The organism is Streptomyces sp. NPDC048291 (genome assembly GCF_043201715.1).
Classification (GTDB): Bacteria; Actinomycetota; Actinomycetes; order Streptomycetales; family Streptomycetaceae; genus Streptomyces.
In genome coordinates, this window is the sequence record NZ_JBICZC010000015.1 from 179,711 (window position 1) to 205,946 (window position 26,236).

Annotated in this window: 26 protein-coding genes; 12 read left to right on the forward strand and 14 right to left on the reverse strand. The window is 73.0% G+C overall.

Features of this window, described 5'->3' with window-relative positions:
• Positions 1-75: 75 nt before the first annotated feature.
• The 4 genes from ACGF5O_RS37175 to ACGF5O_RS37190 all read right to left on the reverse strand — a co-directional run bounded on the left by ACGF5O_RS37175 (position 76) and on the right by ACGF5O_RS37190 (position 4,322).
• Positions 76-1,029, reverse strand: a complete 954-nt coding sequence (locus ACGF5O_RS37175) for a PfkB family carbohydrate kinase (RefSeq protein WP_393814326.1) — start codon at positions 1,027-1,029, stop codon at positions 76-78.
• Positions 1,026-2,504 carry a purine-cytosine permease family protein gene (locus tag ACGF5O_RS37180; protein ID WP_393814327.1) on the reverse strand — a complete coding sequence of 493 codons (1,479 nt, stop codon included), beginning with the start codon at positions 2,502-2,504 and terminating at the stop codon, positions 1,026-1,028. The genes ACGF5O_RS37175 and ACGF5O_RS37180 overlap by 4 nt, the downstream gene beginning before the upstream one ends.
• A gap of 109 nt (positions 2,505-2,613) precedes the next feature.
• The gene (locus tag ACGF5O_RS37185) at positions 2,614-3,606 is read right to left on the reverse strand and encodes an ADP-ribosylglycohydrolase family protein (RefSeq protein WP_393814328.1); all 993 of its coding nucleotides are present in this window, start codon (positions 3,604-3,606) and stop codon (positions 2,614-2,616) included.
• Entirely contained in the window at positions 3,603-4,322 is a 720-nt protein-coding gene (locus ACGF5O_RS37190; RefSeq protein ID WP_393814329.1) for a GntR family transcriptional regulator, read from the reverse strand. The genes ACGF5O_RS37185 and ACGF5O_RS37190 overlap by 4 nt, the downstream gene beginning before the upstream one ends.
• Positions 4,323-4,504: 182 nt before the next feature.
• Between ACGF5O_RS37190 and ACGF5O_RS37195 the strand changes: the two genes are divergently transcribed.
• The 4 genes from ACGF5O_RS37195 to ACGF5O_RS37210 all read left to right on the forward strand — a co-directional run bounded on the left by ACGF5O_RS37195 (position 4,505) and on the right by ACGF5O_RS37210 (position 7,363).
• Positions 4,505-4,711 (forward strand): DUF2180 family protein, encoded by a 207-nt coding sequence (locus ACGF5O_RS37195; RefSeq protein WP_393814330.1) that lies wholly within the window; start codon positions 4,505-4,507, stop codon positions 4,709-4,711.
• Positions 4,712-4,792: 81 nt separating this feature from the next.
• Complete coding sequence (locus ACGF5O_RS37200) at positions 4,793-5,236, forward strand: Fur family transcriptional regulator (protein ID WP_393814331.1); 444 nt, start codon at positions 4,793-4,795, stop codon at positions 5,234-5,236.
• 211 nt (positions 5,237-5,447) lie between these two features.
• Positions 5,448-6,683 carry an MFS transporter gene (locus ACGF5O_RS37205; protein ID WP_393814332.1) on the forward strand — a complete coding sequence of 412 codons (1,236 nt, stop codon included), beginning with the start codon at positions 5,448-5,450 and terminating at the stop codon, positions 6,681-6,683.
• Positions 6,684-6,901: 218 nt separating this feature from the next.
• Positions 6,902-7,363, forward strand: a complete 462-nt coding sequence (locus tag ACGF5O_RS37210; protein WP_393814468.1) for a hemerythrin domain-containing protein — start codon at positions 6,902-6,904, stop codon at positions 7,361-7,363.
• Between the two features lie 35 nt (positions 7,364-7,398).
• On the opposite strand, the gene ACGF5O_RS37215 is transcribed toward ACGF5O_RS37210, so the two are convergent.
• The 5 genes from ACGF5O_RS37215 to ACGF5O_RS37235 form a co-directional block, all read right to left on the reverse strand.
• Complete coding sequence (locus tag ACGF5O_RS37215; RefSeq protein ID WP_393814333.1) at positions 7,399-8,376, reverse strand: hypothetical protein; 978 nt, start codon at positions 8,374-8,376, stop codon at positions 7,399-7,401.
• 192 nt (positions 8,377-8,568) lie between these two features.
• Complete coding sequence (locus ACGF5O_RS37220; protein WP_393814334.1) at positions 8,569-10,290, reverse strand: MFS transporter; 1,722 nt, start codon at positions 10,288-10,290, stop codon at positions 8,569-8,571.
• A 117-nt stretch (positions 10,291-10,407) separates the two neighbouring features.
• Positions 10,408-10,812: a MarR family winged helix-turn-helix transcriptional regulator gene (locus ACGF5O_RS37225; protein ID WP_393814469.1), complete on the reverse strand. Its 405-nt coding sequence runs from the start codon at positions 10,810-10,812 to the stop codon at positions 10,408-10,410.
• Between the two features lie 176 nt (positions 10,813-10,988).
• Positions 10,989-11,945, reverse strand: a complete 957-nt coding sequence (locus ACGF5O_RS37230) for an ornithine cyclodeaminase family protein (RefSeq protein ID WP_393814335.1) — start codon at positions 11,943-11,945, stop codon at positions 10,989-10,991.
• Positions 11,942-12,721 (reverse strand): IclR family transcriptional regulator, encoded by a 780-nt coding sequence (locus tag ACGF5O_RS37235; RefSeq protein ID WP_393814336.1) that lies wholly within the window; start codon positions 12,719-12,721, stop codon positions 11,942-11,944. The genes ACGF5O_RS37230 and ACGF5O_RS37235 overlap by 4 nt, the downstream gene beginning before the upstream one ends.
• A gap of 185 nt (positions 12,722-12,906) precedes the next feature.
• Between ACGF5O_RS37235 and ACGF5O_RS37240 the strand changes: the two genes are divergently transcribed.
• Both ACGF5O_RS37240 and ACGF5O_RS37245 read left to right on the forward strand, forming a co-directional pair.
• Positions 12,907-14,220: an amidohydrolase family protein gene (locus ACGF5O_RS37240; RefSeq protein ID WP_393814337.1), complete on the forward strand. Its 1,314-nt coding sequence runs from the start codon at positions 12,907-12,909 to the stop codon at positions 14,218-14,220.
• Entirely contained in the window at positions 14,217-15,320 is a 1,104-nt protein-coding gene (locus ACGF5O_RS37245; RefSeq protein ID WP_393814338.1) for a dipeptidase, read from the forward strand. Before ACGF5O_RS37240 ends, ACGF5O_RS37245 begins: the two co-directional genes overlap by 4 nt.
• Before the next feature lie 15 nt (positions 15,321-15,335).
• Here ACGF5O_RS37245 and ACGF5O_RS37250 read toward each other — a convergent pair whose 3' ends face one another.
• Positions 15,336-16,550, reverse strand: coding sequence for an MFS transporter (locus tag ACGF5O_RS37250; RefSeq protein ID WP_393814339.1), 1,215 nt, complete (start codon positions 16,548-16,550; stop codon positions 15,336-15,338).
• A 54-nt stretch (positions 16,551-16,604) separates the two neighbouring features.
• Here ACGF5O_RS37250 and ACGF5O_RS37255 point away from each other — a divergent pair, with 54 nt between their 5' ends.
• Positions 16,605-17,351 carry an AraC family transcriptional regulator gene (locus tag ACGF5O_RS37255; protein ID WP_393814340.1) on the forward strand — a complete coding sequence of 249 codons (747 nt, stop codon included), beginning with the start codon at positions 16,605-16,607 and terminating at the stop codon, positions 17,349-17,351.
• 67 nt (positions 17,352-17,418) lie between these two features.
• Here ACGF5O_RS37255 and ACGF5O_RS37260 read toward each other — a convergent pair whose 3' ends face one another.
• Entirely contained in the window at positions 17,419-18,828 is a 1,410-nt protein-coding gene (locus ACGF5O_RS37260) for an RICIN domain-containing protein (protein ID WP_393814341.1), read from the reverse strand.
• 161 nt (positions 18,829-18,989) lie between these two features.
• On the opposite strand from ACGF5O_RS37260, the gene ACGF5O_RS37265 reads away from it, so the two are divergent.
• On the forward strand, positions 18,990-19,904 hold the full coding sequence (locus ACGF5O_RS37265; protein ID WP_393814342.1) for an amidohydrolase family protein: 915 nt from the start codon (positions 18,990-18,992) through the stop codon (positions 19,902-19,904).
• Positions 19,905-19,946: 42 nt separating this feature from the next.
• On the opposite strand, the gene ACGF5O_RS37270 is transcribed toward ACGF5O_RS37265, so the two are convergent.
• From ACGF5O_RS37270 to ACGF5O_RS37280, 3 genes are all read right to left on the reverse strand, one after another.
• A complete protein-coding gene (locus ACGF5O_RS37270; protein ID WP_393814343.1) occupies positions 19,947-20,471 on the reverse strand; it encodes a hypothetical protein in 525 nt (174 codons plus the stop codon).
• 45 nt (positions 20,472-20,516) lie between these two features.
• The gene (locus ACGF5O_RS37275) at positions 20,517-21,182 is read right to left on the reverse strand and encodes a nitroreductase (protein ID WP_393814344.1); all 666 of its coding nucleotides are present in this window, start codon (positions 21,180-21,182) and stop codon (positions 20,517-20,519) included.
• Between the two features lie 80 nt (positions 21,183-21,262).
• A complete protein-coding gene (locus ACGF5O_RS37280; protein ID WP_393814345.1) occupies positions 21,263-21,892 on the reverse strand; it encodes a TetR/AcrR family transcriptional regulator in 630 nt (209 codons plus the stop codon).
• An 83-nt stretch (positions 21,893-21,975) separates the two neighbouring features.
• Here ACGF5O_RS37280 and ACGF5O_RS37285 point away from each other — a divergent pair, with 83 nt between their 5' ends.
• From ACGF5O_RS37285 to ACGF5O_RS37300, 4 genes are all read left to right on the forward strand, one after another.
• Positions 21,976-22,773, forward strand: a complete 798-nt coding sequence (locus ACGF5O_RS37285) for a sugar phosphate isomerase/epimerase family protein (RefSeq protein WP_393814346.1) — start codon at positions 21,976-21,978, stop codon at positions 22,771-22,773.
• Positions 22,773-23,891 carry a Gfo/Idh/MocA family protein gene (locus ACGF5O_RS37290; RefSeq protein ID WP_393814347.1) on the forward strand — a complete coding sequence of 373 codons (1,119 nt, stop codon included), beginning with the start codon at positions 22,773-22,775 and terminating at the stop codon, positions 23,889-23,891. The genes ACGF5O_RS37285 and ACGF5O_RS37290 overlap by 1 nt, the downstream gene beginning before the upstream one ends.
• A 217-nt stretch (positions 23,892-24,108) precedes the next feature.
• Positions 24,109-24,837: a FadR/GntR family transcriptional regulator gene (locus ACGF5O_RS37295; protein WP_393814348.1), complete on the forward strand. Its 729-nt coding sequence runs from the start codon at positions 24,109-24,111 to the stop codon at positions 24,835-24,837.
• A gap of 89 nt (positions 24,838-24,926) precedes the next feature.
• Positions 24,927-26,177: a DUF3103 family protein gene (locus tag ACGF5O_RS37300; RefSeq protein ID WP_393814349.1), complete on the forward strand. Its 1,251-nt coding sequence runs from the start codon at positions 24,927-24,929 to the stop codon at positions 26,175-26,177.
• Positions 26,178-26,236 lie beyond the last annotated feature (59 nt).

The window sequence follows — 26,236 nt, forward strand, 5'->3', positions numbered from 1 at the left end:
GCTCCGCCTTCAACCAACCGGCGGCGCGGCTCTCTTCCCAGGACCGGCATCGAGGCTCGTCAAGACCCGGGCGCGTCAGGAGAGTTGGCCGGCGAGGGGGTCGCCGGCCAGGAACGCGGCCAGTTCGGTCCGGTCCGGCGCCGTGGCCGGGCCGCGACGGGTCACCGCGAAGGCCGCCGCCGCGTTGGCGCCGCGCGCGGCCGTCAGCGGGTCGAACCCCTGGCCCAGCAGGGCGAGGAACGCGCCGACATGCGCGTCGCCCGCGCCGTTGCTGTCCACGGCGGTGACCGGGAAACCCGGTACGTGCACGGGCGGCCGGCCGGGGGCGGCCAGCCAGCAGCCGTCCTTGTCGGCCCGCACCAGCACCCCGGCCCCGGGGGCCAGCCGCCGCGCGAGCTCCGCCGCCGCGGCACGCGGATCCTCGTGCCCGGTCATGATCCGCGCCTCGCGGGCGTTGGCGCTGAGCCAGTCGGTGCGGGCCAGCACGGGGGCGAGGACGCTCTCCGGGATGTCGGCGACCAGCGGGCCCGGATCTAGGCAGAGGGCGCTGCCGGCGGGCAGCGCGGCGGTGAGGCCGGACAGCAGCGGGCCGTTGCCCGGCAGGGCGAGCCCGTAGCCGGAGAGCTGGACGAGGTCACCGGGGCGCAGCCGGGCCCGGACCGCGGCCACGTCGGCCGGTGCCAGCGTGGCCTCGGCTCCGAAGCTGGTCACGAAGGTGCGTTCGCCGCCGGAGTCGACCAGGGCCACCGTGAAGCCGGTGTCGAGGTCCGCACGGGCGGGCAGCAGCGTCCCGATGTCCTCGGCGGCCAGCGCCGCCCGGACCAGATCGCCGTGCGGCCCCGTCCCGTGCAGCCCGGCGTAGACCGCCTCCGTGCCCAGCCGGCGGGCCGCCACCAGCGTGTTGAAACCACCGCCCGCGGTCGTTTCGGTGCGGGTGCCGACGACGTCGCCGCCGCGTTCGGGCAGCGCGGGGATCTCGATCACCACGTCGGCGATCACGTTCCCGGCGAGCACCAGCCGCCGGTTCACCGGCCGGCGCCCTGGAGACGGGCGGCGGCGGGTTCGCCGCTGTCACCCCGGGCGGGCGTGCCACGCCGGCCGCACACCGCGTACACCCCCGCGCCGACGGCCATGGAGACCGCCCAGCCGAGGCCGTTGACGCCCGGCCAGGTGTCGCTGAGCGGCCCCGCGAACCAGACGTCGTCCGCGCTGGTCGACGCCTTGGTGAAGAGCAGGCCGGCGACGATGGCGAGCGCCCAGCCGAGCACCGCGGGCAGCCGGAAGCCGCCCGAGTACCAGTAGGCGCTGGAGCGGGTGGTGTCCAGCAGGGCCTTTGGGTCGTAGGTGCGACCGCGCAGCGAGTCCACCGCGATCACGCCGATCCAGGCCGAGATGGGCACGGCGAGCAGCGTCAGGAAGGTCGAGAACGGCCCGTAGAAATCGTCGGCGACCAGCATGAAGTAGATGCCGCCCGCGAACATCAGCACCACGTCGAGAGCGACGGCGTACGCGCGCGGCACCCGCAGGCCGAGGGTGATCATCGTGAGTCCCGCGGAGTACGTGGAGAGGTGGTTCGACATCAGCAGCCCGCCGAAGGCCGCGACGAGGTACGGGATCGCCATCCAGGACGGCAGCATCGCGTTGATCGCGGCGACCGGGTCGGAGGCGGTGGCCAGCGTCCGGTCGCCCGCGGAGAGCAGCGAGCCGAGGGAGATCAGCAGCACCAGCGGGATGCCCGCACCGAACGCCGAGGCCACCACGAGCCGTCGGCCCGGGATCGCGCGCGGCAGGTAACGGGCGTAGTCCGCACCGGCGTTGGCCCAGCCGATGCCGGTGCCGGAGGCGATGAAGCCCACCCCGGCGACCACCGCGCTGGTCGGCCCCGCCGGGGCGTCGAGCACCCTGGACCAGTCGACGGTCGAGATGAGGAAGCCCATCACCACGAGGTTCAGGACCCCGAAGACGACCGTGGCCCACTTGTTGATCCACATGATGGTGGCGTGGCCAAGGCCGCTGATGAGCAGGGTGCAGGCGATGAACACCAGCAGGCAGACCAGGGTGAGCACGGTGTTCTGCCGGACCCCGAACGCGGTGTCGAGGAGCGCCAGCAGCGCGTAGGCCGCGGTGGTCGTGGAGATGGTCTCCCAGCCGACCCGGCTCAGCCAGGTGATCAGGGTCGGACCCGCGTTGCCCCGCTGCCCGAAGACCGCACGGGACAGGGTGAGCGCCGGCGCGCCGCCCTTCTTGCCCGCGAGACTCAGGGCGCCGACGAGGGCGAAGGAGCCGAAGGAGCCGAGGACGGCCACCAGGACCGCCTGCCAGATGTCCAGGCCGCGGAACGCCACCAGGGTGGCACCGAGCGGCAGCCCGAGGATGCTGATGTTGGCGGCGAACCAGGTCCAGAACATCTGGCCGGCATGGCCGCGCCGTTCGCTGTCTGGGACCGGTTCGATCCCACGGGTCTCGACGGCACCGACGCGATCGTTCGTCTTCGGGACGGCCATGACGGAACCTCCTTGCAGGGTGCGGAAGGGCGGGTGAGGGGGCGGGCGTCGGTGGGCCGACGCGGGAGGCGGGTCGGTTCGGCGGCAGCCGACGGGGGGCGGGGACGGTTCAGCGGTAGGTGAGCAGAGCGGCCGTAAGAGGCTCCAGCTCGAGGGAGTTGACGGAGCGCAGGGTGCGCACGGCCTCGGCGGGCAGCGCGGAGAGCCCGGCGACCGAACCGGCGACGGCGCCGGCGATCGCCCCGATGGTGTCGCTGTCCCCGCCGAGGTTGGCGGCGAGCAGCGCGGTCCGCCACGGGTCGCCGTCCGCGAGGGCGAGCACCGCGAACGCGGCCGGCACCGACTCCTGGCTGGCCACGCTGGTGCCGACGAGCGCGACGACCCGGTCCAGTGCCTCGGCCTCGGTGCGGTCGCGCACCAGCTCCCGCGCCCACTCGATGCGGGCGGCGATGTCCGCCCCGGCGATCCAGTGCCCGCGTCGCGCACCGGCACGGGCGGCGGCCACGGCGGCGGTGACGGCCTCGTCGAGCGAGCCGCCGCCGACCCCCGTGCTGACGGCCGCGGCCACGGCTGCGGCGCCGGCGATGCCGAGGGTCGTGTCGTGGGTGACCTGGCAGGACTCCACGACCCGGTCGACGAACGCGTCGAGCGGGTCGGCGGCGAAGGCGATCCCCACCGGGGTGACGCGCATCGCGGCGCCGTTCGTCGTGCCGGTGCGCCCCGCCTCGCGCGGCGGGACACCGCGGGCCACCGCGTCCAGCGCGGCCTTGGTGGACGGGCCGAGGAGGTCGAAGGACCCCTTGGCCCGCATCTCCTTCTCCCAGTCGAGCAGTTCCCGGGCCAGCCGCAGCGGGTCGATCCGGCCGTGCCCCTCGACGAGGAGGCGGCCGACGATGACGGCCTGGTCGGTGTCGTCGGTGACGGACCCGGCGGGCATGCCCGCGCTGACCGGGTTGTCGGGACCGGCCGCCTCGAAGCCGGTGACGGCGCCGTACACGCGCACGACGTCCTGCCTGGACATCACCTGCGTGGGCATCCCGAGGGCGTCACCGAGCGCGAGTCCGTAGAACGCGCCGAGCGCGCGGTCGAGTCGGTCGGTCACGAGCGGCCTCCGTTGCCCGAGCGGACGTGCAGTTCGAAGCGGGCGGGATCGAGCAGACTGCCGACCTGCTCGACCACCGAGCCGTCGGCGGCCCGGTACACCTGGTCGAGCCGGAGGAACGACTCGCCGGGGGAGCGGTGCAGCACGGCGGCCTCGGCGTCCGTGAGCCCGCGCACCGAGACGACACCCTCACCGGAGTCGCTGACCCGGCCCGCCGCGATCAGCGCCCGGCTGAGCGAACCCCCTTCGAGACCGCGCTCCGGCAGCCCGGCCAGCTCCCCGGTGACCGGCACCCTGCTGCGCTCCAGCGACACGCCCTGCCCGTCGGGCAGCCGCCGGACCCGGTCCAGGGCGATGAACGCGTCGGACACGAGCCCGAGCCGCGCCGCCAGCTCCGGATCGGCGGCCTCCTCGAAGCGGAGGACCTCCGTCGTCAGCTCGGTGCCCTGCGCGGCCAGCGCCCGGGTCCAGCCCAGGTGGTTGTCGAGCGGCGCCCCGTCGAAGGTGACGAACGAGCCGATGCCCGCGTGGGTGGCGATGAGGCCCTCTTCGCCGAGGACCTGCAGGGCCTGCCGAAGGGTGGTGCGGCTGACGCCGAACCGCTCCCTGAGCGCGTGCTCCCCGGGGAGCCTGCTGCCGTCGGCATGGACCCCCGCGCGGATCTCGTCGGCGAGTACACGGGCGATGCGATGATGCTTGTGAACCTGTCCAGGCATGTCTAGACGGTAGGTGAACAAGTCGCGGCGGTCCAGAGGTCCCGGCCCGCTTCCTAAACTTGACTCTGTCAAAACTAGTTGGCTATGTTCGATGTGTGCCGAGGTGGCGAGGGCCCGTCGGCGCACCGCCGTCACGCACCCCACCGCACCAGCCGAGTGGGCCGACCCATCCGGGAAGCGACATGCACTGTTACGACTGCGCCCAGTCGGGGCGTCACGAGAACAACGGGATCGGCGCCTGCACGCGCTGCGGCCTCTTCACCTGCGCCGACCACGCGCGGATCCTGCAGACCACGGTCCAGCGTCCCGTCGGGGTGATCCCCGTGACGAGCACCCTCCCGGCCCGGCGCCTGGTCTGCGGCACCTGCCGTACGGCGGAGGCCGCGTAGGCGCGTGGAACGGACCGGGTCAACTCTGGTTGTATCGTGCCCCCACCGGGCGGAACGGCCGGCAGGCCGTAGGAGAACCACATGACCATGGAGGAGTTCGCGGGCGATCTGCTCAGGCGCAAGGGCCTGCGCAGTACGGCCCAGCGCCGGGCCGTGCTGACCGCTCTGCGGGGCCATCCCCACTCCACGGCGGCCGACCTCGAGACGCGCATCGGCACGGACCGGGCCGAGACCGGCGGACTCTCCCGGCAGGGCCTCTACAACGTGCTGGAAGACCTGACCAAGGCCCAACTCGTCCGCTGCATCGAACCCGCCGGCTCACCCACCCGGTACGAGCTGCGCGTCGGCGACAACCACCACCATCTCGTCTGCCGCCGGTGCGGACGGATCGAGGACGTCGACTGCAGCGTCGGCGCGGCACCGTGCCTCACCCCCGACGACGACAGGGGATTCGCCGTCGACGAGGCCGAGATCACCTGGTGGGGACTGTGCGCGGAGTGCCGCCGGGCCACCACGCCGCGGTGAACCCCGTCGGCGCCACTGACACGTGACACAGGTCACCCCACCTTGTGAGCCGATTCAGGAATGCGCGCTCACCGCATCCCGCTGCAACGTTCTTGGGGTGGACTGGGCAAGGGCGCTCGGTACGGCCGGCCACGGAGGCCGAAGAAACCATTCGGTTCCGTACGGCCACCCCTCCCGAACCCGCCGTCCCCGAAAGGTTCCCCCGCTCACCATGCCTCTGGCTCTGCTTGCCCTTGCCGTCGTCACCTTCGGCATCGGCACCACCGAGTTCGCCACCATGGGCCTCCTGCCCCAGATAGCGGACGGCGTCGGGGTGTCGGTGCCGCACGCCGGCAACCTCGTCTCGGCCTACGCCCTCGGTGTCGTCGTCGGCGCCCCCCTCCTGACCGGCATCGGCGCCCGCGTCCCCCACAAGCGGCTGCTGCTCCTGCTGACCGGGCTCTTCGTCGTCGGCAACACGGCGTCCGCGCTCGCCCCCGACTTCGGCCTGCTGTTCGCCGCCCGCTTCCTCGCCGGACTGCCGCACGGCGCCCTCTTCGGCGTCGGCGCCGTCGTCGCCTCCCGGCTGGTCGCCGCCGACCGCGCGGCCCGCGCCGTCTCCCGGGTCTTCCTCGGCCTCACCATCGCCAACATCATCGGCGTCCCCGCCGGCACCGCCCTCGGCCAGCACCTGGGCTGGCGGTACGCCTACTGCGCGGTCGCCGTCATCGGGCTCGTGGCACTCCTCGCCCTCGCCCTCCTCGTGCCCCACCAGCCGCGCGGCCCGCAGGCCGGCATCCGGCAGGAGCTGCGCGCGATGGGCAACCGGCAGGTCTTCATCGGCCTGGCCACCGCCGTCGTCGGGTTCGGCGGCTTCTTCGCCGTCTACAGCTACCTCGTCCCCATGCTGACCCACCTGACGGGCCTCTCCGACGCCTCGACCACCTGGGTCCTCGCCCTCTACGGCGTCGGCATGACCGCCGGCACCCTGGTCGCGGGACCCCTCACCGACCGCGCCCTGCGCCCCACGCTGTACGCCGGGATCACCCTGCTGGGGGCCGCGCTGGTCACGTTCTACTTCACCGTCCACAGCACGGTGCCGGCCCTCGTCACGGTCACCTTCATCGGCGCGATGGGCGCGCTCGTCACCACGCCGGTACAGATGCTGCTGATGATCAACGCGAAGGACGCCCCGACGATGGCGGCGGCCTCCAACCACTCCGCCTTCAACATGGCCAACGCGGCCGGCGCCTGGCTGGGCGGCCTGGTCATCTCCGCGGGCTGGGGCTGGGCCGCACCCAACCTGGTCGGCGCGACCCTCGCGGCGGCCGGCCTCGGACTGGCCGTCACCGGCGGCCTCCTGGACCGCGGCAACCGCCCCTCGACGGTGGTCGCCGGCCAGGAAGCCACGGAACCGGACCGGCCCACCGCGCCCGCCCAGGGCGTGACCGAGCCGAACCGGGGCTGAGCTTCTCGTTCTGGGCGGCCCGGCGGCGTGGCGGCCCGCACTCACGTGCGTCGCCCACGCCGCCACGGCGCTGCCCCTGCCCGGCAATCGGGCTTGCTGTCCCGCCGCACCCCGTGATCGGATGGCGGCAGCATCGCGTGCCGGTGACGGTCTGCGTCAGGCATGGAGGTGCGGAACCGAAGGGACCGCCATCCGTGGCATCCCGTGACGGCGACCGAGTGGTCGCCCTGAGCCGGCAACTCGCACAAGCGCATGAAGAACTGCGTCGCCGGCTCCGAGAGATCAGGACAGGCCTGGGACACCGCCGGTCGGACGACGACGTACTGCTCACCCATTGCCTGGCCTTCTGCACCGCGTTGACCTCACACCATCAGGGCGAGGACGACGGACTCTTCTCCCAGCTGCTCCGGGAACGCCCGGACCTCGCCCCGACGATCGCGCGTCTCGTCGAGGACCACGGACTGATCACCTCGATCCTGTCCCGGGTGAGCGAACTCGCCGACAGGTCTGCCGGACCGCACGGTTCAGCCCTGGAGGCGATCGGGCGCGAACTCGACGGATTGGCGGCGATCATGGAATCCCACTTCAGGTACGAGGAGCGCACGATCAGCGAGGCGCTCGACGGCCGGACACCTGACAGTGACTGGCCCGACCTGGTGTTCGGGTTCGGGAGGACATGACCCGGCGCCGGACCGGAGAACGGCCCCGAGTCCGGTCAGCCGGCCGCCGCCTCCGAGACCAGCGCGTCGATCGCTCCGCGCAGCGCGGCCAGTTCGGCCGGGGTGGGATCGGCCGGGTCGGGCTGCACCAGCGCGGCGGGGTTCACCACGGGGGTGGTGCCCTCGGGACCGGCGGCACCCGCGGCGCGGGCGAGCAGCGCGCTCGTGTCGGGCAGCGGGACGCCGAGGTCCTCGCCGAGCCTCCGCAGTGCGGCCGGGAGCGGAGGCGTCGGGAAGGGGAAGTCCGCGGGCAGCAGCCCGGCCTGCAGGGTGTGGTCGACGCCGCGGAAGTCCAGGACCCAGTCCTCCCAGCCCGGCAACGGCCACTCGTGAATGCCGGCCACGGTCTGCACCGCCCACAGCGAGACGGTGCGGGCCCGCGGGTCGAAATGGACGCCGCCGTGCGGCATGTCGGTGAGCGCGGGAGTGGCCGGCGACGCGGCGATCAGGTCGATCAGGCGGGCGCCGCCGGCGAGGTGCTCGACGGGATCCCAGTCGCTGCCCCACGCGCGGACGCTTCCGTCGGGCAGTCGCAGGGAGGCGACGGTGCGCGGCTCGGGGTACTCGCTGGCCGCGAACCCGCGAGGCTCGAAGGTCTCGAACCAGCCCGGCGTACGGGTCAGGTCCCTGCCGAGGCCCAGGTGGTGGGTCAGGTCACCCATGCCGTCGTGCGCGAAGCGGACGTCCCAGCCGGGCCATGTCCGCGCCAGTACGGAGCGGGTGGCGAGGTGGTCGGCCCAGTCGTCCGTGGAGGAGAACCAGAGCAGGGTCCGGCGGTCGTGGTCGACGAGCGCCGCGCCCTCGCACCACACGTCGTCGAGCCATTCGTCGATCTCCCGGTTGGCACGGAAGCAGCGTGTCGCCGCGACCGGGCCGGGCAGCAGATCATGGGCCACCCGGTGGGCGGCCCAGTGTGAGTAGTACCGCTGCCAGGCGCCGTTCTCGACCACCACGTACTGCGCTCGTGCTCCCATGATCAGTGAGGCTAGCTCCGCCGGACGACCGGTGCCGAACGAATTTCGGGCGACCAACTCGGCCCTGTCGCCTGGGCGATGCGGGGCGTGGTGCCCTGCTCTCGCGTCCCGTCCCAGGGCACCGCGCCGCCCCGCACCGGACGCCACGCCATCGCACGCCTTCCTGCGACAGCGCGGTCGCTCGGCCCCGGATCAGGCCGGTCGCCCGCGGAGCTCGACGAGCGTCGACGCGGTCAGCGGCAGTGGCTCGTCGGACGGGTCGACCAGGACGACCGTGCAGCTCGCGGCGTGGGCGAGCGCGGTGGTGAGGCTGCCGTCGGCGAACTGGGCGAGCGGCCCGCGCGGTGAGCGGCCGACGGCGACGGCACGGGCGTGGACCTCGGCGGCATGCCGGGCGAGGACCCGGCCGGCGGCGGCGTGGTCGCCCACGCTGTCCAGGATCTGGCCGGTGGCGGCGAACCCCTGCGCGGCGAGCCGGTCGAGATGGGCGACGACCGCGGCCCGGGCCTCGTCGAGGGTCTCGGTGTCCGCCGCCAGCTCCTCCACGACGGCGGTCCGCTGGACGTGCACCACCTCCAGCGGGCTGCCCGTGTCGCGCGCGAGCCGGGCGGCGGCGTCCACGATGGCCGCGGCCCGCTGATGGGCACCGACGGCCACGACGACCGGACCCGGGCCGGCCGCGGCCTGCCGCCCGACGGGCGTGAGCGCGGGCACGGCAGGCTCGCCGTCGGCCAGGCGGGCCTCCGCGTCCCGCAGCAGCCGGTGCCCGCCGGCCAGCACCGGGATCGCGAGCAGGAAGGTGCCGGCGCCCAGGTAGAACGGCACGCTCAGGTCGGTCGCGTCGGCCAGCTTCCCGGCGACGTACGGGGCCAGGCCGCCGCCGATGAACCGCAGGAAGCCGTAGGCGGAGGAGGCCACCGGACGCTCGACCGGCGAGACGACCATCACCGCCTGCGTGGTCAGCGTGTTGTTGACGCCGATGAAGATGCCGCTGACGATGACGGCGACGATCACGACCGTCGGCGTCTCGACCCCCGCGGCGATGACCGCCATCACCGCGCCGAGGCCGACGAGGTTGGCGTACAGCACGGGCGCGGTGCCGAAGCGGGCCTGCAGCCGCGGCGCGAAGAAGACGCTGAACGCGGCCACCAGCAGCCCCCAGCCGGTGAAGACCAGCCCCAGCTGACGGGCGTTGAGCTCCATCGGGTAGGGCGCGTAGCCGAGCATCGTGAAGAAGCCCCAGTTGTACAGCAGGGCCATGATGCCCATGGTCAGCAGCCCGCGGTGGCGCAGGGCCGTGATCGGCGCCAGCGGCGAGGTACGGCGCTCCGGCCTGGGCAGCGCCGGCACGAAGGCCAGCGTCGCGACGAGCGCGATCGCCATCAGGACGGCGACGCCGAAGAACGGACCGCGCCAGCTGATGCCGCCCAACTCGCCGCCCAGCAGCGGGCCGACGGCTATGCCAAGGCCGAGGGCGGTCTCGTAGAGGATGATCGCCCCGGCGAAGCCGCCGCTCGCCGAGGCGACGATGACGGCCAGCGAGGTGGCGATGAACAGGGCGTTGCCCAGCCCCCACCCGGCCCGGAAGCCGACGATGCCGTTGATCGAGCCGGAGGTGCCGGCGAGCGCGGCGAACACGACGATGATCGCGAGGCCGGTGACGAGGGTGCGCTTGGCGCCGATCCGGCTGGACACCCAGCCGACGATCAGCATGGCGACCGCGGTCACGATCAGGTAGCTGCTGAACAGAAGCGAGACCTGGCTGGGCGAGGCGTGCAGGCTCGTCGCCAGCGCGGGCAGGATCGGGTCCACCAGGCCGATGCCCATGAACGAGATCACGCAGGCGAACGCCACGGCCCACACGGCCTTCGGCTGCCTGAAGGGGCTCGCGGCCCCCTGGTGCGGTGCACTCATCAACGGTCCTCTCTCCGGATGCGGACGGACGGGACGGATGGCTGGAGGGAACGGATGGCTGGACGGAACGGGTCCGGAAGGGAGTTGCTCCCCGAGGCGCGCGGATCCGCAGGCGCCTCAGTCCCGTGCCCTGCGCTCCTCGATCACGCGGGCCAGGGCGGGCAGGGCGAGCCGTACGGCCCGTTGTTCGGGCCCGGTCAGTTCCTCGACCAGTTCCCGAAGGGCCTGGGTGCGTTCGGCACGGCGCTGCCGGGAGACGTCGAGACCGGTCGCGGTGATCTCCACGAGGACCCCCCGGCCGTCGGTGCTGTCGGCGTTGCGTGCCACCAGGCCCGCGCGCTCCAGCCGGCCGACGAGCTGGGTCATCCCGGGCTGCGAGACGCCTTCGGCACGGGCCAGTTCGGTCAGCCGCAGCGGGCCCTCCCGGCCCAGTCGGGCCAGGGCCGAGGAGGCGGCGGTGCTCAGGCCGCCGGCGGTGGCGCTGTGCCGTACATGCCGTACCAACTGCTCGACGGCGGCCATCAGTTGCTCCGGTGACCCGGCGGGACCCTCCTCGCCGAGGCCGGCCTCGCCGCCCGGTCGGCCGTCGGCGGCCCGTTCTTCGACCCGGTCATCCATAACCGCATTATGCATCTAGATGTACTGTGAAACAAAGAGTGGGGGAGGAACTTCTCCCGCCAGGCCGGTCCCCGTGGCCGTCACAGGTCCACGCGCAGCCCCAACCCCCGCTCCCGCGCCACGTCGTAGGCCACCCGCACCGCCGCGACGTCCAGGGCCGCGTGCCCGGTGGACTTGAAGACCGTGAGGGCCCCGGTGTCACCGCCCCGCCCCGGATGGTCGCCGGCGAGGACGGAGCCGAGGAGGGTGACGGGCCGTCCCGGGGGCAGCTCCTGGAGTTCGTGGGCGCCCGCCGGCGGCGGCGACGCGGCCGCGCCGGGCCACTCGGCGAACAGGGCCGCGTCCCGGACCGTGCCGGGATCCAGTTCGGGTCCGTGCGAGCCGCCGACCGAGGAGACATGCACGCCGGGGGAGAGCCACTCCCGGCGGACGACGGCAGCCGTGGCGCCGGTGCAGCAGAACACCACGTCGGCCGCGCGCACCGCGTCCTCGAGGCCCGGGGCGACCCGCGCCCCCGGGGACAGCGCGGCCGTCTCGCCCGCCCGCACCGGGTCACGTCCTGCCACGACCACCTCCGCCTCCGGCCGGACGGCGGCGAGCAACGCCAGCTGGGCCCGCGCCTGCGCCCCCGTCCCCACCACCGCCACCCGTCCGAGACCGGGCCGGGCGGCCAGGGCCAGCGCGCTCCGCGTGGCGGACGCCGCCGTCCTGACCTCGGTCAGCGCCTCGGCGTCCACCAGTGCGAGAGGCCGCCCGTCGCGCTCGTCGAACAGGACCACGAGCCCCCGGTGGAAACTCCGTCCGGGGTGCTCCGGATCGGCGGTCACCGTCACCAGCTTCGCGGCCAGGCCCAGTCCGGCGACATACCCCGGCATCGCGCCGAGCAGGCCCGACGGCGTCAGGGCGGCGATCCGCGGCGGAACGGAGACCTCCTCGCGGGCGACGGCGACCAGCGCCCGGCCCACCGCGTCGAGCACGGCGGACGGCTCCAGCGCCGCGGCCGTCTGCCGGCGGTCCAGTACCAGCACGCCGCTCACCGGCCCGCCTCCGCTCCGTCGGCGGTCAGCGCCGCCACCAGTTCATCGGCAGCCGCGGCCAACTCCCGCTCCACGAAGGCCAGTTTCGGTCCGTCGAACTCGGCCGCCGGCCCCACCACCGTCAACGCGCACATCGGCGCGCCGGGAGCGGGCACCACCGCCCGGCTGACGGAGGCCACCAGTTCGTCGTTACGACCGTGCTCCACGGCGACACCGGTCCGCGCCACCTCGGCCAACTCCCGCCCGATGTCCGCGTCGTCTCCGGGCAGCCTCTCCAGCCACCGCCGCCGCGCCTCCGGTTCGAGCGCGGCGACCAGGGCCAGCGGCCCGGCGAACCGTCGTACGGGCAGCAGTTCGCCCCGCAAATGGCTGATCATGGCGAGCCGTTCGGGTCTGACCACGTCGATCACCCGGCCGCCGCCCTCCTCCAGCACCTGGAGGTTGACCATCGTCGAGGTCGTGGCCGACAGCCGCTCCAGCACCGGACGGGCCAGCGCGGTCAGCGAGTTGCCCGCGGCCGACGCGGACATCCGCAGCACGGCGGCGCCCGGCAGATACCGGTCACCTGCCCGCAGCACCCAGCCCCGCCGGACCAGGTCAAGGAGGATCCGGTACGCGGTGGCGCGGTGCAGCCCGACCTCGGCGGCGAGGTCCGTCAGCCGCACGGGGTGCGGCGCGCGCGAGACGGCCTCGACCAGGTCGAGGGCCTTGTCGACGGCCGACCGGGGCGGCCCCGGGGCGGCGGATACGTCGGGCGCGGCGGGTGCGTCGGGCATGACGGCGGCTCTTCCCTCTCGTCCCCGGTGCCGCGACGACCGCGGACCGGCGCTTCCTGTCCGGTACGGGCCCTTGCGGCGGTCCACCGGCTGCAGAGTACAGTTACCTGGATTTTCATCACACGATACAGCTGTTACATACCGCGTAACAAAGCAATCCAGTCTCAGTGGACCGAAGGGTGACCATGACCGACCTGCCCCCGGGCGCCCCGACCCCCTGGGCCGCGCCGCCCGCCGGAACCGTCACGGTCTACCGCGGCGCCACCCTCTTCGACGGCACCGGCGGCCCGCTGCGGCCGAACACCACGATCGTCACCGACGGCGCCCGCCTGCACACCGTCGCCGGCGACGCCGACCCGCTGCCCCCGCACGCCGCCGACGCCCCCCAGGTCGACCTCGACGGACGGTTCGTCGTCCCGGGCCTCGTCGACACCCACCAGCACCTGGCCACCCCGCCCGACCGGCCCGTCGCCGAAGCGGTGCTCCGCCGCCTGGTGTACAGCGGGGTCACCGCCGTCCGTGACATGGCGGACGACCTGCGCCACGTCGGAGACCTGGCCCGGGCCACCCTGGTCGGCGAGATCCCCGGCCCCGACATCCGCTACGCCGCCCTCATGGCCGGGCCCTCCTTCTTCGACGACCCCCGCACCCACGAGGTCTCCCGCGGAACCGTTCCCGGCGCCGTCCCCTGGATGCAGGCCGTCACCCCCGGCACCGACCTGCCGATCGCCGTCGCCCTCGCCCGCGGCACCCACGCCGCCGCCATCAAGGTCTACGCCGACCTGGACGCCGCGACCGTCGCCGCCGTCACCGCCGAGGCACACCGCCAGGGCATCGCCGTCTGGGCACACGCCACCGTCTTCCCGGCCGCGCCCGGCGAGGTCGTCGCCGCGGGGGTCGACAGCGTCTCCCACGTCACGCTGCTCGCCTTCGAGGACCCCACCGAGCCGCTGAGCAGCTACAAGACCAAACCGCCGGTCGACCACGACCGATTCGCCGCGGGCGACGCCCCGAAGCTCGCCGCCCTCTTCGCCGAGATGTGCCGCCGCGGCACGGTCCTGGACGCCACCGCGTCCATGTGGACCAGCGACGAACTCCGGGGCGATACCGCCGAGTCCGTCGAACGGGCCGCCCGCAACGCCGAGTTGGCCGCCGCCGTCACCGCGCAGGCGTACCGCGCCGGAGTCGAGGTCTGTACCGGCACCGACCACGAGACCGACCCCGGCGACCCCTTCCCCGCCCTCTACGGCGAACTCGGCTTCCTCGTCGACCGCTGCGGCGTCCCCGCCGCCGACGTCCTGCGCTCGGCCACCCTCGTCGGCGCCCGCGCCGCCGGCACCGAGGCGGACATGGGCACCGTCGAACCCGGCAAGCTCGCCAACTTCGCCGTCCTGGACGAGAACCCCCTCGACGACATCGGCAACCTGCGCACCATCACGTACACCGTCAGACGCGGACACCGCTTCGACCGCGCCGAGTTCGAGAAGGACGCCCAGTGACCGGCACCGACATCGACACCGCCTTCGGCCGTCCCGTGATCGTCAACGCCCTGGGCCAGCTCGACAACCCCAACACCCCGGCCGCCCGGGCCGCCGCCACCCAGCTCAACCCCGCCAGCGACCAACTCGCGGTCGACGCCCGGGCGATCGCCGACGCCCACGCCTCCGGCCTGACCGCCGTGAACATCACCCTCGGCTACACCATGGGCGACCTGCCGCCGTACGAGCACACCCTCGCCGAGATCGCCGTCTGGGACCGGATCATCGAGGCGCACCCCGCCGACCTGCTCAAGGTCCGCACCACCGCCGACATCCGCCGCGCACACCGGGAGGGACGGATCGGTGTCGTCTACGGCTTCCAGAACGCCGTCGCCGTGGGCGAGGACCCCGCCCTCCTCGACAGCCGGGTCGCGACCTTCGCCGACGCCGGCGTACGCGTCGTACAACTCACCTACAACCAGGCCAACCACCTCGGCGACGGCTCCATGGCTCCCGCCAACCGCGGCCTGACCCCCTTCGGCCGGCAGGCCGTCGAGGTCCTCAACGAGCACCGCCTGATGGTCGACCTCTCCCACAGCGGCGAGCGCACCTGCCTGGACGCGGCCCGCCACTCCCGGCAGCCCGTCTCCGTCAACCACACCGGCTGCCGTGCCCTGGCCGACCTGCCGCGCAACAAGACCGACGAGGAACTCCGCCTGGTCGCGGACCGGGACGGGTTCGTCGGCATCTACTTCATGCCCTTCCTCAACCTCACCGGGCAGGCCACCGCCGCCGACGTCGTGGACCACATCGTGCACGCGGTCGACGTCTGCGGAGAGGACCACGTCGGCATCGGCACCGACGGCACCGTCACCGCCGTCGACGACCTCGACGCCTACCGGGCCACCCTCGCCGAACACGTCGCCGCCCGCTCGGCGGCCGGGGTCGGCGCGGCCGGTGAACGGGCCGACACCTACCCCTTCGTCGTCGACCTGCGCGGCGTCGACCAGTTCCGCGACCTGATCCTCCTCCTGGAGAAGCGCGGCTACCGCTCCGAGCGCATCGAGAAGATCCTCGGCCGCAACTTCCTCGACTACGCCGACCGGGTCTGGACGGTCTGACGGGCGGCGGGAGCGTCAGCTGCTCGCCGACGGGCGGCCGGCCTCGACGGGGGCACCGTCCTGCGCCGCCCCCGGCGCGGACGTGAACCGCCGGGCCGCGCCGGGCTCGCGCAGGGTGCCGAACAGCAGCCGGCTGAGCACCGGCATCAGGACCAGCGGTGCCAGCGCCGTCTGCAGGGAGGTGGCGTCGGCGAGGGTGCCGAGGAGCGGGCCGGCCAGACCGCCGACGCTCACCGTCAGGCCGAGGGTGACCCCGCTCGCCGTGCCGATGCGCGAGGGCAGATAGTCCTGGCCGAGGGTCACCTGGAGCGAGAACGGCACGTACAGGCCGACCGAGGTCAGCGCCACGAACAGGTAGAGCGCCGGACCCGGCACCCACACCACACCCGCGACGGCCACCACCGACAGGACGTACGACCAGCGGCAGACGGTCACCCGGTCCCAGCGGCCCGCCAGGGAGCCGCCCAGCACGGAACCGACCGCGCCGCCGAGGTAGAGCACCGTCAGCGCCACGGAACCGGCCGCGGCCCCGCCACCCGTGCGCTGCCGGGCGTACAGCGAGACGAAGGTGCTCAGGCCGACGAAGGCGATCGACCGGAACACCACGGCCAGCGACAGGCGCACGAAGGACGACACGTCGTCGCTCCCGCCCGGCCCCGACAGCGCGGCGCCGGAAGCCCCGCCCTCGCGCAGTCTGCGCAGCACCGGCAGGCACAGCGCGGCACCGGCCAGCGCCGGTATCACCAGCAACGGCGTCCAGCGCAGCCCGCCGCCCGCCACCACCGCACCCACCATCGGCGGAGCCAGCGCGAACCCGATGTTGCCGCCGGTGGCGAACACCCCCATCGCGCTGTGGCTGCCCCGGCCGGCCAGCCGCGCGACCCGGGCCGACTCGGGGTGGTAGGCGGCCACGCCGATCCCGGACAGCGCCATGAACCCGAGGGTCAGCGCATAGGAGTCGCCCAGCCCGCTGAGCGCCACCCCCGCACCGCCGAGCAGCGTGCTGGCCGGCAGCAGCCAGGGCAGCGGCCGGCGGTCGGTGAGCGCCCCGAACAGCGGCTGCGCCACCGAAGACAGCACGGACGCGGCCAGTACGACCCCGGAGGCGACCGCGTACGAATAGCCGCGCTCGGCCACGAAGAACGGCAGCAGCGCCGCGACGGCGCCCTGGTAGATGTCGACACAGCCATGGCCGACGGAGAGCAGAGTGATCGATGAGTTCCTTCGCACCCCGCCATGCTCCGGGCCCGGCCACCTGTCGTACTTCCGGTAATCTGCCAAGTGATGACGGAAATCCGCCACGAGACCGTTGCCCCGACCGAGACCCGCCGGCTCGCCGCCGGTCACGAGATCGACGCCCACCGGCACGACGACCACCAGATCGTCTACGCGGGGCGCGGCGTGCTGGCCGTGACGACCGACGCGGGCTCCTGGGTCGCCCCGGGCAACCGTGCCATCTGGGTGCCGGCCGGCACCGTCCACGCGCACCGGGCCTACGGCGAACTCGAACTCCACTTCGTCGGACTGCCCGCCACCGAGAACCCCCTCGCGCTCGGTACCCCCACCGTCCTCGCGGTCGGCCCGCTGCTGCGCGAGCTGATCATCGCCTACACGAGCGACGAGGACGACGACAGCCCGGAACGGTCCCGCCTGCACGCCGTCCTCCTCGACCGGCTACGGGCCTCACCGCAGCAGCCGCTGCACCTGCCCGCCCCCACCGCGCCCCTGCTCCGCGAGGTGTGCGCGATCCTGGAGGCCGACCCGGCCGACGGCCGCACCCTCGGGGAACTCGGCCGCACGGTCGGCGCAGGCGACCGCACCCTGTCCCGGCTCTTCCGCGCCGACCTCGGCATGACCTTCCCGCAGTGGCGCACCCAGCTCCGCCTTCAGCACGCCCTGGTCCTGCTCGCCGACCGGATGCCGGTGACGGCCGTGGCCCACGCGTGCGGCTGGTCGTCGGCCAGCGCCTTCATCGACGCCTTCCGCCGCGCCTTCGGCCACACCCCGGGCTCCCACCGCGACGGCGCCTGAACCAGGCGTGCCCCCGGCCTCGGCCGGCCGGGGCGGCGGTACGCCCGCCGCCCCGCCCGGCCCGCGCTCACTGGCCGGGCGCGAGGATGTACGTGTTCAGGGTGCCCACCGAGGTCAGCGGGGTGGGCGAGCCGGTGTCGTAGCGGTCCACGGCCACGTAGTTGGGCTTCTTCCGGGCGGCGGGAGTGCAGAAGTTCTGCGCCCGGTTGAGGAGCTTGCCGTTGTCGGTGGCGGCGGTACCGGCGATGGGGTAGTCCCGGAACTGGTTCATCACGAACAGCGGGTGGAAGGCGGACGAGTCCGTGGTCAGCGGCCTGTCGGTGCCCCACCGGCTGTAGCAGGACCAGTCGGAGGAGCCGAGGCCCGCGCCCATGGACCAGTAGTTCTCCACGGTCCACTCCCGCTGGTACATCACACCGAACGTGTCGCGGGTGGCATACCCGTTGGCGGTGTCGCTCGCCCGGGTCCGGTCGCTGAAGACCAGCAGCTGCTTGCCGCGGGCCGCGAGGTCGGCCATCGTGGGCCAGCCCTTGGCGGCGACGCCGTCCTGGTCGGGCCGGTAGAGCACGTCGTACAGGCCGTTGACCGAGGCGAGGGACGACTTCAGCACGTCGGAGGAGGCGTAGTCCTCCAGGAACACCGTGGCGAACTGGCCGGGGTTGGCCTTGAGGAAGTCCACGATGCGCTGGAGGTCGGTGGCGAGCGGGACCGGGTTGCTCACGCCGTCGCAGCTGTTGTGGCACAGCACGGCCTGCCCGGAGACGGTGTAGTCGTCGAGCATGAAGCCCCGTACGCCGTCGGAGAGTTGACGGCTGATCCCGTAGTTCTGGTTGGGGAACAGGCTGACCGGGAAGGACGCGAAGTTGCCGTCCGAGCCGTTGGCGAAGGCGTTGTGGGCGGTCAGGAACGTCACCTGGTCGAGGGTGCGGGTGTCCGCGGAGGGCATCGCCGTGGTGGCGTAGGAGACCGGGGTGAGGTACCAGCGGGCGAGGTCGCCCGAGGAGCCGACCTGCACGGCGGCGGAGTCCGATGACGATCCGGTGAGGTACTGGGAGGTGCCCGGGACGGTGACGGAGTAGGTGCCGCCGGTGCCGGCGGTGATCGTCCAGGTGGTGCCGTCGGCCCCGCAGGCGGCGGTGACCGCGGCCGTGCCGTTGCGTCCCAGGCAGGTGCCGGACTCGTCGGCGTTCTGGAGCTGGTAGCCACCGCTGACCGCGACGGCGGTCCACTGCTGGTGGTCTTCGTTGCCCTTGGGATTGTGCGCGGCGACGGTGCCGCCGCTGTCGGCGGCGTTGAGGCCGGTGACGTAGTTCTGGAGGTAGACCGAGGAGGCGGGGACCGCGGCCGACGCGGTGCCCGGCAGGAACACGGGCGCCGACAGGGCGAGGACGGCGGAACAGCAGAGGACGCGCAGGGGACGCAGACGCACGGGATATCCCTTCGCCGTGACAGGAGTTGCCGATGGTGACAGAGCCATGAATTACCCGCTGGTAGGTGTGGAGCGCCAGTGCTGTCACCTGAATTCCGCGTCAACCAACGAAACTTGACGCTCCGTCACCATCGCGCCGGTCTCGGCCCGCGCCCGGTCGGTGCGGCGCGGACTGGACTCGGCGCTCCCCGGCACCGATCGTTGGCGGTATGAACGATCACCGCACGGCCCCCGCCACCTCCGCCGCCCCCTCCGAGGCCGAGGAGATCCGCCTCTTCCGGGAGCGACACGGCCTGGCCGGGCTGATCGACGTCCACACCCACTTCATGCCCGAGCGGGTCCTGCACAAGGTCTGGAACTACTTCGACACCAACGGACCGCTGATCGGCGACCTCGAGTGGCCCATCACCTACCGGCAGGAGGAGGCCGAACGCACCGCTCTCCTCCGGGAGTTCGGCGTCCGGTCCTTCACCTCGATGCTCTACCCGCACAAGCCCGGCATGGCGGCCTGGCTGAACGCGTGGGCCGCCGACTTCGCCCGCCGCACCCCCGACTGCCTGCACACGGCGACGCTGTTCCCCGAGCCCGGCGTCGAGGCGTACGTGCGGGCGGCCGTCGAGGCGGGCGCCCGGGTGTTCAAGGCGCACGTGCAGGTGGGCGCGTACGACCCGGCCGACGAGCTCCTCGACGGGGCCTGGGGACTGCTGGCCGACGCCGGGATTCCCGTCGTGATCCACTGCGGCTCCGGTCCCGCCCCCGGCAAGCACACGGGCCCCGGGCCGGTCGCGCGGGTACTGGCCCGGCACCCGAGGCTGCGGCTGATCGTCGCGCACATGGGGATGCCGGAGTACGAGGAGTTCGCCGGCCTCGCCGAGCGGTACGGGGAGGTGCGGCTGGACACCACGATGGCGTTCACGGACTTCACCGAGCGGTTCATGCCGTTCCCGCCCGAGGCCCTGCCCCGGATCGCCGCCCTGGGCGACCGTGTCCTGCTCGGCACCGACTTCCCCTACATCCCCTACCCCTACATGCACCAGCTCCACGCCCTGGAGCGGCTGGAGCTCGGCGAGGAGTGGCTGCGGGCGGTGTGCCACGACAATGCGGCAGGCCTGTTCGACCTGTGACCGTACCCGTCCACCGTGTCCCGGAGTGCCGGGCCGGCAGGGTCAGTCCTGCGCCGCCATGGGCGCGGCGACGACCACGACGCCCGCCTCCTGCCTCTCGAACAGGCTCACCAGCTCGGGCAGCGCGACCGGCCCGTCGCCGTGTTCGACGCTGTGGTCGATCAGCAGCACGGGTTGCTGGAAACCGTCCCGTTCGGCCGGCGCGAAGTCGGTGACGGTTTCCCGGCGCACGAGGACGACACGGCCGTCGTCCAGGGGATCGCGGGGGAGGCGGTCGAGGTGCGCACGCAGCGCGGCCGGATGTGAGGCCAGGTCCTGGGCGAGGACGTCCCGGCGCGCCAGCAGGGACACGGAGAGCCGGTTCCCGGTCCGTTCGTACCGGGCCGAAAGATCCTCCGGCAGCAGGTAGAACACCCCGGCCTCGCCCTCGTGCCCCCGGGTCAGCAGCATGCAGGCCATCCGCTCGGCCGGATCGCCGGACGTCTGGTCGAGGTCGAGGATCACTTCCCGGGTGTCCGGGTCGAGGGAGGGGATCTCACTGATCCACATGCGGGCGGAGCCGTCCATGCCCGGCATTCAAGCACACCGCCGCACCCGGGCCGGCCGGCCCGCTCAGTCCCCGACGAACCGCACCGTCTCGGTGATGTCGGCCCGCCCGGTACGCACCTGCGGCGCGCCCTCCTCCTCGAAGCCCACCGCGACACCGCACAGCAGCACGAGCCGGTCACCGGCGCCCACCAGCCGGTCGACGGTCCGGCGGTACACGGTCCACATCACCTGCGGGCAGCTGTGCAGGCCTTCGGCCCTCAGCAGCAGCATGACCGTCTGGAGGTACATCCCGGCGTCCGCCCACTGCCCGGGTCCCATCGCCCGGTCCAGGTAGCAGAACAGGACGAGGGGCGCGCCGAACGCCTGCGTGTTCAACGCGGCGATCCTCACGGGCCGTTGCGGGTCCTGGCGCTCGATGCCCAGCGCCGCGTACCGCTGCGCGGCCGCGGCGGCGAAGCGTTCCGCATACGGCGCGGCCGGCTCGGCCGGGTACATCGGGTACTCCCGCTCGTCGCCCGGGTCGCCGGCCAGCGCCCGGGCCGTGGCCCGCCGCTTCAGCTCGGCCAGCGGCTCGCCGGACACCGCGTACACCTGCCAGGGCTGGAGGTTCCCGCTCGACGGCGCCCGCGAGGCCGCGGCCAGCACCCGTGCCAGCACTTCCCTGGGCACCGGCCGCCCGCTGAACGCCCGTACGGCCCGGCGGCTTTCCACCGCCTCGTACACATCCACGCCGACACGGCCTTTCGGGAACGTCGCAACGGGCTGGAATCGACCGGAGGCGACTGCAGGGAACTGGAAACCACTGGCAACTAGGGGAGTTCGACGCTGACGACGTTGCGCAGCATCCCGCGCAGGTGATCCGGCATGTCGATGGTGTCCGGGCTGAGCAGCCACTGGACCTGAAGGCCGTCCATGTAGGCGACCAGGTCCGCCGCCAGGTGCGAGGCGTCCGCATGGGGATGCAGCAGCCCGCGCCGTGCCAGGTCGTCGACGGCCGACTGCATCTCGCGGCGGGTGCGTTCGTAGCGCGCGACGAAGTACGGGCGCGCCGGGTGGTCCGCCGCGGTGGCCTCGCTGGACAGCACCGCGAACAGGCTCACGATGAGCGGGTTGGCCTGGTTGTGCGCGACGAGCCTGATCATCGCGGCGAAGTAGGCGAGGCCGTCCTGGCTGAGCGCGCCCGACTCCAGGAAGTGCTCGCCGTCCTGGCGGTCGCGTGTCTCCAGGACCGCCTCCAGGAGCGACTCCTTGGTCGGGAAGTGGTGCAGCAGGCCCGCGCGTGAGACACCGCAGGCGGCGGCGAGCTGCACCATGCTCGCGTTGCGGTACCCGACCTGCCCGAACGCGGTGAACGCGGCCTCGATGATCTGGGCGCGCCGCCGTTCCCCCTTGGGGTAGTTCCGCGGGGCCGCCCCCGGCCGCGCCGTTTCCCTCGCCATGAACGAGATGCTAACGACCCCTAGAAACCATCACCCCTGTCGGTATTCTGTTTACAGGCCGTCCGCCACGAGAGGAGTTCCCCTTGTCGACACCACAGTTGTCGGTTCAGCTCTACTCCGTACGCCAGGCTCTGGACGCCGACGAAGACGCCGCCCTCGGCCGTCTGGCCGCCCTGGGGCTGACCAACGTCGAGGCCTTCGGCTTCACGCACCGCGCGGCCGAACTCGCCGACGCGCTCGCCCGGCACGGCCTGTCCGCACGCACCGGACACGCCGGCTTCCTGTCACCCGACGGCGCGCCGGGCACCGACCTCGACGACACGTTCCGCGCCGCCCGGCGGCTGGGCGTGGACATCCTCTTCGACCCGTTCGTGCCCGCCTCCCGGTGGGCCGACGAGAAGGAGATCGCCCGCACCGCCGCCCTCCTGAACGAGGCCGCAGAGCGCGCCGCCGGGCACGGACTCAGGGTCGGCTACCACAACCACTCCCAGGAGTTCGTGCACACCGTCGCCGGCGTCAACGCCTTCGACCGCTTCGCGGACCTCCTGGACCCGGAAGTCGCCCTGGAGATCGACCTGTTCTGGGCCGCGGCCGGCGGCAACGACGTCGTCGCCCTGCTCGACCGGCTGGGCCCCCGGGTGCGCGCCCTGCACGTGAAGGACGGACCCGTCATCGACGACCCGTTCACCTCGGGCGCCCCCTTCGACCCCGCCGACACCGGCCAGGTCGCGGCCGGCCGGGGACAGATCCCGCTGGCCGCCTCGCTGGCCGCGGCCACCCACGCCGAGTACGCCGTCATCGAGTTCGACCACTACGACGGAGACGTCTTCGAGGGCATCGCGACCGGCATCTCCTACCTGAAGGCGAAGGGCATCGGCTGATGACGGCACGCGACCCGGTCGGCGTCGGCATCATCGGCGCCGGCAACATCAGCGACCAGTACCTGACCAGCCTCACCCGCTACCCCGACCTGCACGTGGCCGTCGTGGGCGACCTCGACACCGCGCGCGCCGAGGCCCAGGCCCGCGCGTACGGCGTCAAGGGGTGGGGAACCGCCGCCGACGTCCTCGCCCACCCGGACACCGAGATCATCGTCAACCTGACCGTGCCCGCCGCGCACGCCGAGGTCAGTTCGGCGATCCTCGCGGCGGGCCGGCACGTCTGGTCCGAGAAGCCCGTCGCCCTGGACCGCGCCGACGCGCGCGCCCTGCTCGACCAGGCCGCCGCGGCGGGCCTGCGGGTCGGAGTCGCCCCCGACACCATCCTCGGCCCCGGCCTCCAGACCGCCCTGCGCGTGATCGCCCGCGGCGCCATCGGCACCCCGCTGTCCGCGCAGACCGTCATGCAGTACGCGGGACCCGACCTGTGGCACCCGAACCCGGAGTTCCTGTTCGCGAGGGGCGCCGGGCCCCTCTTCGACATGGGGCCCTACTACCTCACCGCCCTGGTCTGCCTGTTCGGGTCGGTCTCCCGGGTCGCCGCCCTCGGCTCGACCGCCCGCACGGTCCGGACCGTACGCGGCGGGGACCGCGCGGGCACCGAGTTCTCCGTCGCCGTACCCACCCACGTCTCCGCGCTCACGCAGTTCGAGAGCGGCGGGGTCGGCCAGAGCGTCTTCAGCTTCGACTCCCCGCTCACCCGCACCGGGTACGTCGAGATCACCGGCACCGAGGGCACCCTGGTCCTGCCCGACCCCAACACCTTCGCCGGCGAGGTCAGGATCACGCGGGTGACGCAGCGGGGCCGGGAGCCGGAGTGGGAGGCCGTCCCGCCCGTCGGCGTCGAGGGCGGCCGGGGCCTGGGCGTCCTGGACATGGCACGGGCCGTCCGCGACGGAGCCCCGCACATCGCCAGCGGCGACCTCGGCTACCACGTCCTGGACACCATGATCTCCATCGACGAGGCCGTCACCTCGGGCGAGACCGTCCGCGTCGGCAGCACGGCGCCCGCGGTACCGCTCGTCCCCGAGGACCGGGACCCCTGCGAAGCCACCCTGTGACCGGCCCCGGCGTACCCGGTCCCCGACAGCGGTACGGATGCCTTCAGGGTCGCGGACCCCACTCAACTGCTCGGTCCGCACAGGCAATTGACGTGACGGTCGGGAGGCTGCTTCACTTCGGGCAGTGGCTGAGCCACTGGACCAGTAAGTCGCTGAACCAGTGGGCCGCCAGACCGGTGAGCCGCTGAACCACTGACCGAAGCCTGGGAGATCCTCCGTGGCCGTCGAGAGCATTCCGCGCCGAACCGTGGTCGACCTGCTTGAAGCACGGCTGCGCGAGGACATCCTCAGCGGCACGCACGGCCCCGGAACCCTGCTGCCCCCCGAGCGGGAGCTGGCCGCAGGGTACGGGGTCACCCGTACGACCCTGAAGCACGCGCTGACGCGGCTGGAGCAGGCGGGCCTGCTCAGCACCCGGCACGGCATCGGCACACGCGTCCTGGACTACCTGCGGATCGGCGGCGCCGACCTGCTTCCGATGCTGGCGGCACAGGACCCCGCGTGGCTGCGCGAGGTCTTCGAGGTACGCCGGCACATCGGCACCCTGATCGCCGGCCGCGCGGCCGACCGGCGCACGGACTGCCAGGCCCGTCGGCTGGAACACCTGCTGCGTCAGGTCGCGGAAGGACCGGACGCCGACGCCGTCCAGCTCGCCGACGTGGAAGTACACCGAGAACTGGCGCGGGCCACGGGCAACCGGGTCTATCTGCTCCTCACGAACACGCTGTTCAACGCGTATCTCCCGGTACGGGCCGCGCTGCGGACGCCGTTCGAGGACGCGGCACGGGCGGCGGACCGCCTCGCGCCGGTGGTACGGGCCGTGGCCGGCCGGGACGCCGCGGAGGCGCGGCGCGCGGCGGAGGCATATCTGGCCGACACCGAGAAGATCATGCTCGCTTCGCTGAGCGGTCCTCGCGGACGGCGGCCCGCCGACAGCCCGCGGTAGGGCCGCGCTCCGGCGAGCCGACCCGGCCCCGGTGCGGCCCCGATCATTCGCATGTGAATGCCCGTTCGCCTCTCGCACACATGTCTGTCATGTACCGGACAACTGCGGGATCCGGGCTCGACCCCTATGACGGCCGCCCGTTCACCGTGGGCGCGGCGGCGACCGACAACACGAGGAGCATGGTGAGCAGATCAAGCAGGAGACGCGGCGTCCTCATCGGCATGATGCTGTCCGCGGTCATCGGCGGCTCCGTCCAGCCGGCGATCGCGGCGCCGGTGCGGGACGCCGGGGGCCAGGCCACGACGTTCCGGAAATCTCCGGTGTGGTCCACCGAACAGGAGATCGCGCGGGCACTGTCCACCTCGCTGAGCGACCCGCAATGGCGCGAACAGGTCCGGACGGCCGCCCTCGGCACCGGGGACGTGGACCTTCAGGCGCTGACGGGCGGGATGACCGCCGCCCCGGACGGCAGGAACCTGCACGCCTCCGTCTCGGCCGCGAACCGACGCATCGCGGGCCTGAAGGGCCTGCCGGCGTCCACCGGTTCGCTGCTGCGCGTCCGGCTGGGCGCGCCCTCCATGCGCTCGCACCTGAACGCCAAGGTCACCCCGTGGATCGCCGTCGCCGCGCCCGACGACGACGCCAGGAACATCACGGCGTACGACAGCCGCGGCCACGCCCACACCGTCGGCACCGCCCGCGTCCCCGACCGCCCGCTGTACATCCTGGACATCGACGTCACCAAGGCCCACCGGGCCGGCCTGAAGGTGCTGCAGAAGGCCTTCGCCGACAAGGGCCTGACCTCCCTCCCGTCGAAGCCGGCGGACAACGCCCACGCCGCGAGCGCGGCGGGCTGGTGGGCGACCAAGGTCACGGCCGTCGAGGTGAACGACGACCAGGAACCCTGGTTCAAGGGCGCCGCCGAGATGTTCTCGCTGGTGACCGGCTTCGGCCAGGACGGCACGGCACGCGTCGACTCGGTGGACATGCCCTACCTGGACTACGACGGCACCGTCTACTACCCGAACCAGATCCTGGTCAACTGGTCCAACTACAAGTACAACCTGGCCGACGTCGTCATGATGGAGGACGACGACGGCACCAACTACCGTGCACTGGCGCAGGCGATCACCACGGCACTGCTCACCGTCACCGACCAGGGCACCTACATCCCGCTGGTGAACGCGGTCCTCAGCGCGATCCCCGACAGCTGGTTCACCGACGACCCCGACTACGTGGAGTCCTGGTACACCCTCGCCCAGAACTCCACGGGCCGCCTCAACGGCGCCTCGGGCAACGGCTGGATGACCGTCGAGCCCTACTTCGTCGAGGAGTTCTAGACCCCCCGTACCCGAGCGCGGACCGGCTGCCGCACGCCGACGAAGGCACCGTTCCGCCC

Coding starts and splice junctions, on each gene's coding strand:
- ACGF5O_RS37180 (WP_393814327.1), bottom strand. CDS start 2,504: ATGGCCGTCCCGAAGACGAACGATCGCGTCGGTGCCGTCGAGACCCGT.
- ACGF5O_RS37190 (WP_393814329.1), bottom strand. CDS start 4,322: ATGCCTGGACAGGTTCACAAGCATCATCGCATCGCCCGTGTACTCGCC.
- ACGF5O_RS37195 (WP_393814330.1), top strand. CDS start 4,505: ATGCACTGTTACGACTGCGCCCAGTCGGGGCGTCACGAGAACAACGGG.
- ACGF5O_RS37200 (WP_393814331.1), top strand. CDS start 4,793: ATGACCATGGAGGAGTTCGCGGGCGATCTGCTCAGGCGCAAGGGCCTG.
- ACGF5O_RS37205 (WP_393814332.1), top strand. CDS start 5,448: ATGCCTCTGGCTCTGCTTGCCCTTGCCGTCGTCACCTTCGGCATCGGC.
- ACGF5O_RS37215 (WP_393814333.1), bottom strand. CDS start 8,376: ATGGGAGCACGAGCGCAGTACGTGGTGGTCGAGAACGGCGCCTGGCAG.
- ACGF5O_RS37220 (WP_393814334.1), bottom strand. CDS start 10,290: ATGAGTGCACCGCACCAGGGGGCCGCGAGCCCCTTCAGGCAGCCGAAG.
- ACGF5O_RS37225 (WP_393814469.1), bottom strand. CDS start 10,812: ATGGCCGCCGTCGAGCAGTTGGTACGGCATGTACGGCACAGCGCCACC.
- ACGF5O_RS37235 (WP_393814336.1), bottom strand. CDS start 12,721: ATGCCCGACGCACCCGCCGCGCCCGACGTATCCGCCGCCCCGGGGCCG.
- ACGF5O_RS37240 (WP_393814337.1), top strand. CDS start 12,907: ATGACCGACCTGCCCCCGGGCGCCCCGACCCCCTGGGCCGCGCCGCCC.
- ACGF5O_RS37255 (WP_393814340.1), top strand. CDS start 16,605: ATGACGGAAATCCGCCACGAGACCGTTGCCCCGACCGAGACCCGCCGG.
- ACGF5O_RS37260 (WP_393814341.1), bottom strand. CDS start 18,828: ATGGCTCTGTCACCATCGGCAACTCCTGTCACGGCGAAGGGATATCCC.
- ACGF5O_RS37265 (WP_393814342.1), top strand. CDS start 18,990: ATGAACGATCACCGCACGGCCCCCGCCACCTCCGCCGCCCCCTCCGAG.
- ACGF5O_RS37270 (WP_393814343.1), bottom strand. CDS start 20,471: ATGGACGGCTCCGCCCGCATGTGGATCAGTGAGATCCCCTCCCTCGAC.
- ACGF5O_RS37280 (WP_393814345.1), bottom strand. CDS start 21,892: ATGGCGAGGGAAACGGCGCGGCCGGGGGCGGCCCCGCGGAACTACCCC.
- ACGF5O_RS37290 (WP_393814347.1), top strand. CDS start 22,773: ATGACGGCACGCGACCCGGTCGGCGTCGGCATCATCGGCGCCGGCAAC.
- ACGF5O_RS37300 (WP_393814349.1), top strand. CDS start 24,927: ATGTACCGGACAACTGCGGGATCCGGGCTCGACCCCTATGACGGCCGC.